This window comes from Pseudomonas sp. TYF_14, from assembly GCF_043105275.1.
GTDB classification, from domain to species: Bacteria; Pseudomonadota; Gammaproteobacteria; order Pseudomonadales; family Pseudomonadaceae; genus Aquipseudomonas; species Aquipseudomonas alloputida.
This window is the reverse complement of record NZ_JBICLK010000061.1, coordinates 316312-329531: the sequence shown is the minus strand read 5'-3', so window position 1 is coordinate 329531 and position 13220 is coordinate 316312. Positions and strand designations below refer to the sequence as shown.

Genomic DNA, 13220 nt, shown 5'->3' with positions numbered 1-13220 from the left:
AGGAAACAGCCATGAGCACCCAGATCCTGCTGCCCAAACTGGGCTTTTCGATGAATGAAGGTACGTTGTCCGAATGGCTGGTTGCAGATGGCGCCACCGTCGAGGAAGGGCAGATCATCTATGCCCTGGAAAGCGACAAGTCGATTCAGGAGGTCGAGGCGCCGGCGAGCGGCACCTTGAAGATCATCGCTCAGGCCGGTGAAACCTACGAGGTTGGTACGGTGTTGGCCGAGATCGTCTGAAACGTCAGGTAGGGAGAAACCAATGAGTGTCGAGAGCCCCGCGGCCAAACAGCCCAGTAACACCCAAGCCGCTTCAGTTGCACCGCTAAAGTTCGGTAGCGATCTGCCGGCTTGGCCGCAGGTCGACTTTGGCGAATTTGGCGAGATCGAGACGCGCCCACTTAGTCGTGTGCAAGCGTTGACGGGCAAGTACATGGCGCGCAACTGGGTGATGATTCCCCACGTCACGCACCATGACGATGCTGACATTACCGAGCTCGACGTCCGCCGCAAGGCGCTTAACGAGGCCGGCGCCACTACCAGGCTCACCCTGCTGCCCTACCTGATCAAGGCCGTTGTCGGCGCTTTGCAGAGCTTGCCACAGTTCAATGCATCCCTGGACGGCAGTGGCAGAAACCTGGTGTTGAAGAAGTATTTCCACATCGGTGTGGCTGTCGATACGAAGTTTGGCCTGCTGGTACCGGTGCTTCGTGATTGCGACCGCAAGACCATTCATGAGCTGGCGGCCGAGCTGCAGACCATCTCTGCCAAGGCGCGGGACAAAGGCCTGGCCATGAGCGAAATGACCGGCGGTTGCTTCACCATCAGCTCGTTGGGAAGCTTTGGCGGCACCGCGTTCACGCCGATAGTCAACGCGCCAGAGGTGGCCATTCTTGGGGTTACGCGAACACAGGAAAAACCCCGTCGCGGTGCTGGCGACGCCATTGAATGGCGCCAAACGCTGCCGTTGTCATTGAGCTATGACCACCGGGTAATCAACGGTGCCGATGCCGCACGCTTTACTGCCAGGCTGGCCGAGTTGCTGGCAGACCCTGACGCCCTGGAGTGCTGATCGCACACTGTTTGCACCTGCATAAACGTAATCCGTTCTACAACAGCCTGATAAGAATGACGGAATATCGATGAAGACTCTTGGTGAGATGACCGAGCGCAACGCTCGCTATTTTCCTGCTGGCAATGCTTTCACCAGCGCGTCGCGCCGGGTTAGCAATTTTGATTTAGCCGTGCGTGCGCGTCGGCTTTCATCCCATCTCTATCGAGCCGGCCTGCGCCGCCAGGACCGCGTGGCGATCCTGTCGACCAACTGTGTCGAATACTATGAAACCTACCGTGCTTGTGAATGGGCAGGTTTCATCGCCGCCACGGTCAACTTCCGATTAGCCCCACGGGAGATTCAATACATTCTGCAGGATGCCTCGCCCAAGGTACTGGTATTCGAGGCTCAATACACAGCGTTGGTTGATCAGCTGCGAAGCGAACTTCCCTCGATTGAACTGTTCATCTGCATTGGTGTAACCCCCCAGTGGGCAACACCATTCGAGCAAGCCGTCAACGCGGGCGATGAAGCAGGGCCGCCTATCCGCTCGCAGCCTGAGGATTATGCATACCTGATGTACACGAGCGGCACTACCGGTACGCCAAAAGGCGTTGTCCGTACGCATCACGCGATGTGCAGAACGGCGGAAAGTTGTGCCTTGGTTACCGGTTTCAGCGGCGCGACGCGGGTATTGCAAACGACACCGGCCTTTCATATCGGTGGCATCGGCTTTATCAATTCCGCCGCCTGGGTCGGTGGTTCAACGGTTGTGCAGACGGGATTTGATCCGCTCGCTGCAATGCGCGCAATCGAAGATGAGCGGGTGACATTCACCTTTATGGTTGCCGCGATGCTGCAATCATTCCTCGATCTGCCACAGATAGATCAGTTCAGCCTCAAGTCACTTGACCATGTGGTCACAGCTGCGGCGCCTATTCCGGTCCCGCTGTTGAAACGCGCAATCGAAAAGCTGGGTCCGATCTTCTCTGTCCAGTACGGAATGACCGAAAGCAATGCCTGTGCGTTACCGCGCCATGAAGTAAACCCGTACGGCAGCGCCGACCAGATCAGGAGACTGGAGTCAGTCGGCATTCCGGCCCCTGGATTCGGCCTGCGCATCGTCGATGACGAAGGGCGTGACTGCGACCAAGGCGTACCCGGCGAGGTGTTGTTGCGCTCCGATACCCAACTTGCGTGCTACTGGAACAACTCAGTAGCCACCATGGAAGCGCTGCGTGATGGCTGGTATCACACCGGTGACATGGGCTACCAGGATGCCGATGGTTACCTTTTCCTGGTCGACCGTAAGAAAGACATGATCATTTCGGGTGGTGAAAACATCTACAGCCGGGAGGTAGAAGTCGCGCTTGAGCTGCATCCCCAAGTTGTTGAGTCCGCAGTCATCGGCATCCCGGATAGCAAATGGGGTGAGTCAGTGAAAGCCTTCATCGTGCCGGCAGCTGGAGCACACCTCAGCGAGGCCGAACTGATTGGCCACTGCAAGTCGGTCCTCGCGGGATACAAATGCCCCAAGGCCATCGAATTTGTCAGTGAGTTACCGCGCATAGCCACCGGCAAGATCAACAAGGTGGCTCTGCGGCAACGCGCACAAGCTAGCCATGGTTAGGTGAAGATCATGCTGCCGCCAAGACCAACCCTTCATCGACAATGAGAGACTGCAGTATGAATTTCGAATTCAGCACCGAGGATGAGCGCTTCCGTCAGGAAGTCCGGCAGTTTTTTCAGGAAAGTGTAAGCCCCGAGGTTGCCCACTTCGGCTACGTGGGTGCGCACCCTCCGCCCCGCAATGTTCTGCGCCAGTGGCAGAAAACCCTTCACGAAAGGGGTTGGGGCGCCCCGCACTGGCCTGAGGCCCATGGCGGCACTGGTTGGTCCCCCATCCGCAAGCACATCTTCCTTGAGGAAATGCTTAACGCCAATGGCCTGGACTACGGCTGGCAAGGCACCCACATGATGGCCCCGGTGGTGATTGCGTTTGGTAATGAGTGGCAGCAGCAAACCTTCCTACCGCCTCTGCTGTCAGGCGAGGTGTTCTGGTGCCAGGGCTTCTCCGAACCCAACGCTGGCTCGGATTTGGCCAGCCTGAGAACCCGTGCCGAACTCGACGAAAGCGGGACGCACTACGTAGTCAATGGCCAGAAAATCTGGACCAGCGATGCGACGATTGCCGACTGGGGCTTTTTCCTGGTTCGCACCGATTCGACAGTCAAGCCGCAGCGGGGCATCTCGTTCCTCCTCATCGATATGAAAACCCCCGGCATAACCGTGCGCCCGATCATTTCCATCGACGGCGGGCATGGCTTGACCGAGGTGTTCCTGGAAAACGTCCGAGTTCCCAAGGAGCAACTGGTAGGCGAGCCGGGCATGGGTTGGACCTATGCGAAGTACCTTCTGGAGAAGGAGCGGACCTCCAGCGCATTCATCTATTTCAACAAGCGCGAGCTTGAGAAAGCCAAGGCCATCGCCCGCTCTGAAATGGTTGACGGTGTACCGCTGCTGGAAACGCCTGCGTTCGCTCGGAAAGTGGCGGAAATCGAATGCGATATTCTGGCGCTCGAATGGTCGGTACTGCGCATTCTCGCCAAGGAAGAACTGCGCGATAACCTCGATGCTGTTGTCTCGACATTGAAAGTGCGAGGTTCAGAACTGCAGCAGCGCGTAACGGAGCTGCAGGTCGATGCCATGGGGCCTCGCGCGCTGCGCTTCTTCACCCACGACATGTTGGAGCAAGACGCACCCGAAGCTGCGGATGATCTCTGGCCAGGCCATATGCTGGGACGTACCAACATGTACTTCTTCCAACGCGCCGCGACCATTTACGGCGGGGCACGTGAAGTGCAGAAGAACATCATCGCCAAACTGGCTTTCGGACTCTGAGGGTTTTCACATGGATTTCAATCTTTCCGAAGAGCAGTTGATGCTGCGCGATGGTGTAGAGCGTTATATCCGCGAGGATTACGGTTTTGAGCAGCGCCGACATCAGGCCACTGCTGGTGAAGGCTTCAGCCGTGAGCATTGGCAAACTTTTGCCGAACTTGGCTGGCTTGCATTGACACTGCCAGAGGATGTTGGCGGGCTGGACTGCTCATTCGTCGAGGCTGCAGTCGTGCTCGAATCGTTTGGCCGGGGCATGGTGCTTGAGCCTTTCATCAGCAGCGTGATGTTGTGCGCGCGCATCGTCGACCGCTCGGGCAGCGACTACCACCGCAAGGACCTGCTGCCAGCCCTGGTCGAAGGGCGAATGTTGCTCGCGTTTGCAGACAGCGAATCTGGATCACGCTTCACGCTGGGCTGCATCGACGATACGGTAGCGCGTCGCGCTGGCGAGGGCTATCAGCTTGATGGCTTGAAGACATTGGTATTTGATGCGCCCTCCGCAGACAAGCTGCTGGTCACTGCACGCCTGGATGACTATCAGCACCCGGCCGTGTTCATCGTCGACCGCAAGGCTCCCGGCGTTGAGGTCATTGAATATGCCCTGGTAGATGGTACGCGGGCTGCCGATGTTCGGTTCAACCGCGTTGAACTGGATACGGCTGCCTTGCTCATCGAGCCTGCCCGCAGCCAGCCGATTCTTGAGGAAGCATTCGACCGTTCGGCGTTGGCTGTGGTGGCGCAGAGCCTTGGCGTGATGCACGGGGTGATGGACATGACGGCCGAATACATCAAGACGCGCAATCAGTTCGGCCAGCCTATCGGCAAGTTCCAGGCCTTGCAGCATCGTATGGCTGAAATGTTCGTAGAGGCGCAGCACGCGCGTTCCATCCTGTTCCGCGGCATGGCGTACCTCGACAAGCCCGCCAATGAACGCCGCCGAGCAGTCTCGGCGGCGAAAGCCGCGACTGGCAAGGCTGGGCGGTTTGTTTGCGCCCAGGGCGTGCAGTTGCATGGTGGTATTGGCATGACGGAAGAGTATCCGGTTGGCCACTATTTCCGCTTCATGACGCTGCTGGAAAAGCGCTTCGGTGACACTGATCACCATCTTGCGCGCTTTGCCAAGGGGTACTGACGGTCGTGTAGTCACCCACCATTTCACTTGAATGAGACGGGCTAGCCATGAGTAAGGCAGGACGGAACACGCCGTTGCTGAACACCACCAGGGTTCTGGTAGCGATACCCGGATGCCCTGGTTTACGCGGCCTGGCGGATGCCATGCGTGATCAAGGAGCGGCCTGCCAGGTACTCGACGCCGACCAGGATTTCACTGACCTTGCGGCTGTCGAAGCAGCGGTCGCTCGGGCCAAGCTGGCATTGGGCGGTATAGACGCGGTTGTTCTGGCCGTGGGCAATGCGCAGAGCCGCGATGCCCAGCCCGTGGTGGCGCTTTCGCCTGAGCAATGGAGTTCGGCCTTGTTGGCTCCCCTGCGCACCAGCCGTCATTGCTTGCAAGCAGTATGGCGAGCATTGACCCCTGGCTCGGCAAGTGTGGTGCTGATCGGCCCTAACTTTTCACTCACAGGGGCGGGCGGATTTGCTGCCCTGTCTGCCTTGAGCGAGGCGCAGCGCGCAATGATGAAGTCGGCGGCGCGTCAGTGGGGAGGGCAGGCTATCCGGCTCAATTGGCTTGGGCTCGATCCCACTGTATTCGCTGGACAGCTGGTGGGCGCTGCACTGCCGCTGAGTCCGGAAATGGGCCCACCACCGCCTGCGCTAGGGTTCGTCCCAGGGATCGAGACGGGGGTTGTGCAAACCATCGCGATGCTGGTCGGCGCTAGCGCCGTGACAGGTGCATCAATCCCAGTGGACGGTGGCGTATGGATGGTCCCATGAAAAAGACAATGCCTAGCAACAGCCTGGTGGGGCAGACTGCCCTGGTTACCGGAGCGGGCGGAGGTATCGGGCGGGGTATCGCCCTGGAGCTGGCCGCCGCGGGTGCGCGTGTAGTGGTAGCGGCGCGCCGCGGTGCTACCGGCGAGGAGACCGTTCGACTGGTGCAGGCCGAGGGCGGGGAAGCGCTGGCAATTGAAGCAGACGTCACGTCTCTGCTGGACATGCAATCCGCAGTCAAGGCCTCCCTGGAACATTTCGGAGGGCTGGATATCCTCGTCCATAACGCCACCCACGGCGCCTCTGGTCATCCTAAACAACTGCAGGACTTTGTAGACGAGGATTGGGACGCCCAGGTCGCCGTTGACCTTGTGGGGGCACACCATTGCGCAATATCGGCCTATGAAGCGTTAAGCGCCAGCGGCGCCGGGCGCATGATTCTGCTGTGTTCGACATTCGGCTTACACGGCGCCGCTCTAAATCCTGCCTACGCCGCGATCAAAGGCGGCATTCGTGGTTTGACCAAGGCACTGGCACGCGAATGGGGCCCGCAGGGCATCACGGTCAATGCGATCTCGCCATCGGCGCTGACAGCGGCATCGGCAGCGTTCTTCGACAGCAACCCGGCATTGCGCGACGCGTACATCGCCAACTTCCCCCTCGGTCGCATGGGCCATGAACGTGACGATATCGGCAGGGCGGTGGTTGGGCTTTGTGGTCAGGGCATGGGGTACATCACGGGGCAGGTAATCCAGGTCGATGGCGGCCTCTATACCGCCGTTTGAAGCGGGGAATGAAGATGAATCGACTTACAGGCAAGGTTGCCATCGTGACCGGGGCTGCGTCCGGTATCGGTTTGGCGACTGCCCGCCGCTTCGCGGAAGAAGGTGCTCGGGTGATGCTGGCCGATATCAACCAAGAAGGTGCATCGGAGCAGGCTGATGCCTTGTACCGCAGCGGGCTGCTGGTCAGCTCTGTGCGCGTGGACCTCGGTGACGAAAGCTCGATCCGATCCATGATCGAGCGGACAGTGGCCACATTCGGCGGCCTCGACATTCTTTTCAACAATGCGGCTGCCACGCATCTGTCATCCCGGCTTGATTCGCCGGTTCTGGATATGGATGTTCAGGTATGGGACGACACCATGCGTATCAACCTGCGCGGCACCCTGCTGGCCATTAAGTACGGGCTCGCGCCGATGCTGAAAAACGGAGGCGGCTCGATTATCAATATCGGCTCTGGCGCAGCGCAGGCAGGGGCGATGGGCTACAGCGCCTACGCAGTATCCAAGGCAGGTATCGAGAATCTGACCCGCTATGTGGCGACACAACACGGCAAGCAAGGCATCCGCTGCAACGCCGTAGCGCCCGGCTTGATCCTGACGCCAGCCACAGAAGATGACTATGCAGGGGCGGCGGGCGAGATGATGTTGTCCCATCACCTGACGCCCAGGTTGGGCAATGTCGCGGACATAGCCAACGCGGCGCTGTTCCTTGCCAGTGAGGAAGCCGAATTCATCACGGGCCAGGTAATAAATGTCGATGGCGGCTTGCTGGCCCATCAACCCTACGTGGCCGATGAGCGTCGCTGGACTGCGGAGCAGTCTGCATGAGCCAGGATCTATTGCTGCAGCGTCTGGAGCGGGTGGAAGCACAGTTAGCCATAGGCCAGTTACCTGCACGCTACGCCCTGGCCGTGGATTCCCGCGATCTTGACGGCCTGGTTGGCTTGTTCGTGGACGATGTCGATTGCGGCCGCTGGGGCAAGGGGCGAGAGGCGCTCGCTGCGTTCTATGGCTCCGAGCAGATTCTCAAGGCGTTCCATCGCTGCGTTCATCAGATCTGCGGGCAAACCATCGATTTTCAGGATGCGGACCATGCCACCGGCACCGTGTATTGCCGGGCGGAGCATGAGGATGGTGAGCACTGGGTGGTCATGGCCATCTGTTATTTCGACCACTACCAGCGCCGAGATGGGCAATGGTTTTTCGTTCGGCGCGATGAGCGCCACTGGTATTCGACCGACTGGTTGCAGCGCCCTGGCAATCCCCAGTGGCAGAACTGGCCGGGCAAATATACAACCGAGCGCCACCAACCGCGCCTGCCTTCGAGTTTTCCAACCTGGGAAGGTTTTTGGTCTGGTTCTGGCAGCAATGCCCCTCGCCGATGATCCGCCACTCTATCTGAGGTGTCACACCATGGACTCGCTACTTGCTCCATTGTTCGAACCCCTGCGCATCGGCTCGCTTCAGCTGAAAAATCGCATCGTCATGTCGCCGATGACCCGTAATTTTAGCCCCGCGGGTGTACCCGGCGAGAGGGTGGCCGGATATTACCGGCGGCGTGCTGAAGGTGAGACCGGGTTGATCATCACCGAGGCCGTCGGGATCGACCACCCTGCAGCCTTGGGCGAGGCCGGGATCGGCGAATCGGATTTGCCTCACTTGTACGGTGAAAGCGCGCTCGCCGCCTGGCGTCAGGTGGTACAGCAGGTTCATGAGGCAGGTGGTGTGGTCTTCCCGCAACTCTGGCACCAAGGGGTAATGCGGCGCCAGGGCACAGGCCCTCACCCAGAGGTCGCCTCCATGCGGCCATCGGGCATCTGGGGGCCCCATGGAGGGCTTACCTCATCCCCGGATAGCTATGTGCAAAGCCAACTGGTGCCTACCCAGCCCATGACAGAGCGCGACATCGCCGACGTCATCCAGGCCTACGCACGTAGTGCTGCGCACGCCCGTGACTGTGGTTTCGATGGCATCGCCATTCATGGCGGTCATGGCTACCTGATCGATAACTTCTTCTGGTCGGTCACTAACCAGCGTCGCGATAGCTGGGGTGGCAACCATCGCGAACGGAGTCGCTTTGCAGCCGAGGTGGTGCGTGCCATCCGCAGCGCTGTGGGCCCGGGCATGCCTATCGTGTTCCGGTTTTCACAATGGAAGCAGCAGGATTTCAAGGCGAAGCTTGCCTACAACCCCGAAGAGCTGGAACAGATACTGACACCGATCGCCGATGCGGGCGTCAGCGTCTTCGACGCCAGCGTGCGCTTCTTCGACCGTGCCGAGTTCCCCGATCAAGGTGGCGAGGATGGCCTCTTGAACCTCGCCGGCTGGGCCAAGAAGCTGACCGGGTGCCTGTCCATGACAGTTGGCGGCATTGGCCTGAACAACGGGATGTATGACAGCAACAAAAAGGGCGGGGCGCAGCCCAGCGACAACTTGCCTGCATTAATGAAGCGTTTCGATCGCGGTGAGTTCGACCTGGTGGGTGTCGGTCGTTCACTGCTACAGGATCCGCACTGGGCGCGCAAGGCACGCCTGGGCCTTGGTTTCGATGCATTTACCAACGAAGCGTTGTCGGTCCTTAACTGACACATCCAGCTGCGATCACCTAATGTGCGTCGCCTCATTCCAATAACAAGAGGGTGCAGCATGACTGCCCATAACAACGATCAATGGCGTGTCGCGATGCGCGAATGGCGCGAGCACTGGCGCCTTGGGCTGGCGGCACTGATAGGGACAGGACTGTGCCTTTCGGTGTGGCCATCCGTGTCCAGTCTGTTCGTGGCACCGCTTCAGGAAGCTTTCGGGTGGAGCCGAGGCGACATATCGCTGGCACAGAACGCCAGCCTTGCCGCCGCACTGATCGCACCGGTACTTGGCCGGCTGGTGGACCGCGTTGGCGTTCGCCCGGTGTTGATTGGCGGGCTGTTACTAACAGCTTGCGCGTACTTTTCGTTGGCCCTGATGCATGGGCCGCTACCGCTTTACTACCTGTTGTATGGGCTGCTAAGTGTGGTCGGTGCGGCGACTACGGGGTTGACCTTCACCCGCGTAGTCACGGGCGCTTTCGTGGGCTCTCGCGGCTTGGCACTGGCCATCACTCGCTCTGGCCTGGCGCTATCAGGCGCTTTGTTACCGCCAGCGGTGTTCGCCATTATCGCTACCTACGGCTGGCGCATGGGCTTCGTCGCCCTCGGAACGTTGATTTTGTTGGTCGCATTACCCACGGCCTGGCTCTGGATACGGGGTGCGAGCGTAGCGCCCACCTCGGCGCCTGCGGGCGCAAAAGCCCAGATCTCACTCTGGGGGTTATTGAAAAACCACAAAGTGGTCCTGGTGTGCCTGGCCTCGGCATTGAACTATGCGCCGATCGTTGCTTTGCTCTCGCAGTTTCAGCCGCTTTTGGTAGGCAAGGGGCTGGAGGCAGCCAGCGCTGCTGCACTGATCGGCGTGGTGGGTGTCTCAGCGCTGATTGGCGCCTTTGTCACCGGAATGCTGGTCGACCGCATTTGGGCACCACTTGTGGCCTGCATCTTCACCCTGGGACCCGCGGCAGGATGTCTGTTACTGCTACCCGGATCGCTTGAACCGTGGGTAGCGATCATTGCGTTGGTATTGTTGGGACTAGGGCAGGGCGCCGAAATCGATGTGGTGGCATTCATGATCGCGCGCTATTTCGGCATGCGTTCCTACGCTTCGATCTACGGCATCAGCGTTTTCTGTATCGCCGTGATGATTGCGATACAAGGGTCGCTGATAGGACTCTCGTACGACTATTTCGGCAACTACAACGTGGCGTTGATGGTGGCAGCGGGCTGCTTCGTGCTGGCGGCGCTCAGTTACCTGGGCATGGGTCGGTACCCGACCGGCGATCAGGTATCGGCAGCTGCAATTGATACCCGGGTCTCCTCTGGCGCGAGCGCTGCGCCCTCGAAATGACAGCCAAAACAGGCCGGCAAGCGCTGCCGGCCTCGTATTCGACCAGGAGCTTTGAAAATGATTGACAATGAAAACTGGAAAGCCGGCTATGACCTGATGGTCCGCATGATGGGCCCTGAGTTCGCCAAAACCATGGAGGCCAATGTCAACTCCGGGCGTTTTGCTGCGGATGTAGGGCGCATGGCAGTGGAACATGCTTTCGGTGCCGTATGGTCACGCCCAGGGCTGGACCTGAAGACCCGTAGCGTCGTGGTGATCAGCACATTGATTGCGTTGCGCCAGACTGAGGAACTGCGTAATCACTTGCGCTTCGGGATCACCAATGGTCTGACAGCCGATGACATTCAAGAAGTGATCATCCAGACCGTCCCTTATGTAGGGTTTCCTGCGGTATCCAGTGCTCTGGCTGTAGCGGTAGAGGTACTGCGCGAGCGGGGTATGGACGGCGGTGTGCAGACCGCTGCTGAGACAGGCCTGTTGTAACTCTGTCATCAAAAGGGGCGGCCGCGGCCAGGATCGCCCCTTCAGTCTCCTATACGCTGAAGCGGCCTACGGCGTCTTTTAGCTGTGAAACCAACACTGACAGTTGTCGGGACGCCTTCTCGGAGTGACCTGCACCCGCCGCAGTGCACTCGCCGGCACGGTTGATTTCCAAAATATTGCGATCCATTTCAATGGCAACCGCATTCTGCTGCTGAGCCGCAGCGGCTATCTGTCGGCTTTGATCCAGGATGGCGCCGGTACAAGTCAGGACGTTGCCCAAGGCACTTTCCACCAGCTGTGACTGGGCCCTGCACAGGTTCGCTTTTTCGTGGCTGGCGTTCATGGTCTTGACAGCGATACCGACTCCTTGTCCTAGCATTTCGATCATGCCCTCGATTTCGCGGGTGGACTCCTGGGTGCGCTTGGCGAGGGTACGAACTTCATCGGCAACCACTGCAAAACCACGGCCTTGCTCGCCGGCTCGCGCCGCTTCGATGGCGGCATTCAAGGCGAGCAAGTTGGTCTGTTGTGCGATGCTGTTGATGACATCGACGATGCGACCTATCTCATGGCTGTTCTGGGCAAGCTGGTTGATGGCCATGACCGATTTTTCCATTTCCCCGCTAAGGTCTGCAATCGCGCATACCTGTGAATCCACCAAGGTTTGGCCGGTAATAGTCTGCTGATTGACCTGTTGAGCGCTATCCACAGCCAGTGCCGCATTCCCCGCAACCGACTCAGCGTTCGCCGACATCTGGCTCATGGCCGTTGCCAGCATGCCGAGCTGATCGCGCTGACTTGAAATTGCCTGGTAGCCGTCAACGGAGTGCACTTCGACCTGCGCGGTACTGTGTGCAACCTGTGCGGCGGTGGCGCTTACGTCAACAATCATTTCGCGTATACGGGCAAGGGCGCGAGTTAGCGTGTGCCCGAGCTCGCCTAGTTCGTCCCGGCTCGACGGTACGTAGCCGGCCGTCATGTCCCCATTGGCGACCTTATCGAGCAGCTTGCCCAGCCCTCGCAGCGATGTACGAATGGACAGGTAATAGCCACCAAACAAGTAGGCGATCGCCAACAGGAGTAGCGCCTGCAGGGCGAGAAAGGTCAACAGGTTGGTGCCTTGGCGGTCGATTCGCAGTTGCAGACTCTCATCAATCTGATCGATCACTGCGCTGTTCAACTGATAGGTCTTGGCCATCTCTTCGCTGACCTGGGCAAAAAAAGCTTGCCAGGAAGCGTTCAGTTCATCGCCGACCAGCAAGTCATTGGCCAGCAGGCGCTGCTGTTGCACCAGCGTTTGCAAGCTGTATGAGCCCAATTGGGCGAGGGCTGGCTCTTGCAGATCCGCAAGTGTCTGGCGGTATTCGTCTTCAAGGCCGCCCAGGGTCATCAGGTTTTGTTCCAGCCGTGTGGCGTTGGCCGATCCAAGTTGTTGATCAAGCATCACCAAAGCGCCGAGCCCTCGGGTTGTGCCCAGCGCTGCGAGGACCCGCGGTGTACTGCTGGTCACCAGGTCGACCAGTTGCCGTATCGCACGGCTACCGTCTTGAGATAGTCCGGCTTCGGAAATGATTGCCTTGTTCAGGTTCAATGCATTTGCCAATTGCTTGCGGCGGATTTCCAGTTTGGTTGACCAGCGTGCCTCCTGGCCGGCTGCATTTAGCCCTTTAACGATAGCGTTACGCTTTTCGCCGAGTGCACTACCCGCGTCCCAAGGCATGCCAGCCAGCCGCTGCATGGCCGCAGCTTCAAGCGCCTCTGCCTGCTTGATTGCATCGGCGGCGCGACCTGTAGTGCCATGTACCAGCAGCAACTCAGACAGGTCGACCAGCGCTTGAAGGTCACGACTGACATCCAGTGCCGTGCGTAGTGTGGGCAGGCTATCGAGTTCAACCCGCGTTGTACTGATTTGTTCGTAGATATCGCGGGTCAGGTAATACTCGGCTGCCAGCAATGGCGCCAGCAGCAGTGCGCAGATCAAGCTGGATTTCAAGGTGAAATTCAAACAGTTCATTAACGCGATCGCTGGGGTCAGCAAGAATTTCATGTTGACTTCCTTTCCCGATTGGGTATCGGTTCTTATTGTTGGAAGGGACGGGTACATCCGGCTCACGGCCGAATGGGTGCAACACCGGTTGCAGGTGAGTGCGGTCAGAGGTGTCGAGAGAGA

General features: G+C 59.1%; 12 protein-coding genes and 2 pseudogenes. 12 read left to right on the top strand and 2 right to left on the bottom strand.

From position 1 onward, the window contains the following. Positions 1–11: 11 nt before the first annotated feature. The 12 genes from ACF8O8_RS17745 (at position 12) to ACF8O8_RS17690 (ending at position 11050) form a co-directional block, all read left to right on the top strand. Positions 12–242, top strand: a complete 231-nt coding sequence (locus ACF8O8_RS17745) for a biotin/lipoyl-containing protein (protein ID WP_392510100.1) — start codon at positions 12–14, stop codon at positions 240–242. Positions 243–264: 22 nt separating this feature from the next. Beyond that, positions 265–1074 carry a 2-oxo acid dehydrogenase subunit E2 gene (locus ACF8O8_RS17740; protein WP_392510099.1) on the top strand — a complete coding sequence of 270 codons (810 nt, stop codon included), beginning with the start codon at positions 265–267 and terminating at the stop codon, positions 1072–1074. Between the two features lie 70 nt (positions 1075–1144). Then, positions 1145–2686, top strand: a complete 1542-nt coding sequence (locus ACF8O8_RS17735; RefSeq protein WP_392510098.1) for a class I adenylate-forming enzyme family protein — start codon at positions 1145–1147, stop codon at positions 2684–2686. A 56-nt stretch (positions 2687–2742) separates the two neighbouring features. Next, on the top strand, positions 2743–3957 hold the full coding sequence (locus ACF8O8_RS17730; protein WP_392510097.1) for an acyl-CoA dehydrogenase family protein: 1215 nt from the start codon (positions 2743–2745) through the stop codon (positions 3955–3957). Positions 3958–3967: 10 nt separating this feature from the next. Next, positions 3968–5089: an acyl-CoA dehydrogenase family protein gene (locus tag ACF8O8_RS17725; RefSeq protein WP_392510096.1), complete on the top strand. Its 1122-nt coding sequence runs from the start codon at positions 3968–3970 to the stop codon at positions 5087–5089. A 143-nt stretch (positions 5090–5232) separates the two neighbouring features. Continuing rightward, complete coding sequence (locus ACF8O8_RS17720; RefSeq protein WP_392510095.1) at positions 5233–5850, top strand: SDR family oxidoreductase; 618 nt, start codon at positions 5233–5235, stop codon at positions 5848–5850. After that, positions 5847–6632 (top strand): SDR family NAD(P)-dependent oxidoreductase, encoded by a 786-nt coding sequence (locus tag ACF8O8_RS17715; protein WP_392510094.1) that lies wholly within the window; start codon positions 5847–5849, stop codon positions 6630–6632. The genes ACF8O8_RS17720 and ACF8O8_RS17715 overlap by 4 nt, the downstream gene beginning before the upstream one ends. 14 nt (positions 6633–6646) lie before the next feature. Continuing rightward, positions 6647–7459, top strand: coding sequence for an SDR family NAD(P)-dependent oxidoreductase (locus tag ACF8O8_RS17710; RefSeq protein ID WP_392510093.1), 813 nt, complete (start codon positions 6647–6649; stop codon positions 7457–7459). After that, positions 7456–8016 (top strand): nuclear transport factor 2 family protein, encoded by a 561-nt coding sequence (locus ACF8O8_RS17705; protein ID WP_392510092.1) that lies wholly within the window; start codon positions 7456–7458, stop codon positions 8014–8016. Before ACF8O8_RS17710 ends, ACF8O8_RS17705 begins: the two co-directional genes overlap by 4 nt. Before the next feature lie 28 nt (positions 8017–8044). Continuing rightward, positions 8045–9217: an NADH:flavin oxidoreductase gene (locus ACF8O8_RS17700; RefSeq protein WP_392510180.1), complete on the top strand. Its 1173-nt coding sequence runs from the start codon at positions 8045–8047 to the stop codon at positions 9215–9217. A gap of 60 nt (positions 9218–9277) precedes the next feature. Then, positions 9278–10567 carry an MFS transporter gene (locus ACF8O8_RS17695; protein WP_392510091.1) on the top strand — a complete coding sequence of 430 codons (1290 nt, stop codon included), beginning with the start codon at positions 9278–9280 and terminating at the stop codon, positions 10565–10567. Positions 10568–10624: 57 nt separating this feature from the next. Then, complete coding sequence (locus tag ACF8O8_RS17690) at positions 10625–11050, top strand: carboxymuconolactone decarboxylase family protein (RefSeq protein WP_392510090.1); 426 nt, start codon at positions 10625–10627, stop codon at positions 11048–11050. Positions 11051–11099: 49 nt separating this feature from the next. On the opposite strand, the pseudogene ACF8O8_RS17685 reads toward ACF8O8_RS17690, so the two are convergent. Both ACF8O8_RS17685 and ACF8O8_RS17680 read right to left on the bottom strand, forming a co-directional pair. After that, positions 11100–11639 (bottom strand): annotated as a pseudogene (locus ACF8O8_RS17685) (methyl-accepting chemotaxis protein); the annotation flags it as partial. A 315-nt stretch (positions 11640–11954) separates the two neighbouring features. Next, positions 11955–12248, bottom strand: a pseudogene (locus ACF8O8_RS17680) (methyl-accepting chemotaxis protein); the annotation flags it as partial. Positions 12249–13220 lie beyond the last annotated feature (972 nt).

Excerpts from the sequence above, each read along its gene's own strand:
- ACF8O8_RS17705 (WP_392510092.1), top strand. The coding sequence starts at position 7,456 with ATGAGCCAGGATCTATTGCTGCAGCGTCTGGAGCGGGTGGAAGCACAG.
- ACF8O8_RS17725 (WP_392510096.1), top strand. The coding sequence starts at position 3,968 with ATGGATTTCAATCTTTCCGAAGAGCAGTTGATGCTGCGCGATGGTGTA.
- ACF8O8_RS17710 (WP_392510093.1), top strand. The coding sequence starts at position 6,647 with ATGAATCGACTTACAGGCAAGGTTGCCATCGTGACCGGGGCTGCGTCC.
- ACF8O8_RS17720 (WP_392510095.1), top strand. The coding sequence starts at position 5,233 with ATGCGTGATCAAGGAGCGGCCTGCCAGGTACTCGACGCCGACCAGGAT.
- ACF8O8_RS17715 (WP_392510094.1), top strand. The coding sequence starts at position 5,847 with ATGAAAAAGACAATGCCTAGCAACAGCCTGGTGGGGCAGACTGCCCTG.
- ACF8O8_RS17745 (WP_392510100.1), top strand. The coding sequence starts at position 12 with ATGAGCACCCAGATCCTGCTGCCCAAACTGGGCTTTTCGATGAATGAA.
- ACF8O8_RS17735 (WP_392510098.1), top strand. The coding sequence starts at position 1,145 with ATGAAGACTCTTGGTGAGATGACCGAGCGCAACGCTCGCTATTTTCCT.
- ACF8O8_RS17690 (WP_392510090.1), top strand. The coding sequence starts at position 10,625 with ATGATTGACAATGAAAACTGGAAAGCCGGCTATGACCTGATGGTCCGC.
- ACF8O8_RS17695 (WP_392510091.1), top strand. The coding sequence starts at position 9,278 with ATGACTGCCCATAACAACGATCAATGGCGTGTCGCGATGCGCGAATGG.
- ACF8O8_RS17700 (WP_392510180.1), top strand. The coding sequence starts at position 8,045 with ATGGACTCGCTACTTGCTCCATTGTTCGAACCCCTGCGCATCGGCTCG.
- ACF8O8_RS17730 (WP_392510097.1), top strand. The coding sequence starts at position 2,743 with ATGAATTTCGAATTCAGCACCGAGGATGAGCGCTTCCGTCAGGAAGTC.
- ACF8O8_RS17740 (WP_392510099.1), top strand. The coding sequence starts at position 265 with ATGAGTGTCGAGAGCCCCGCGGCCAAACAGCCCAGTAACACCCAAGCC.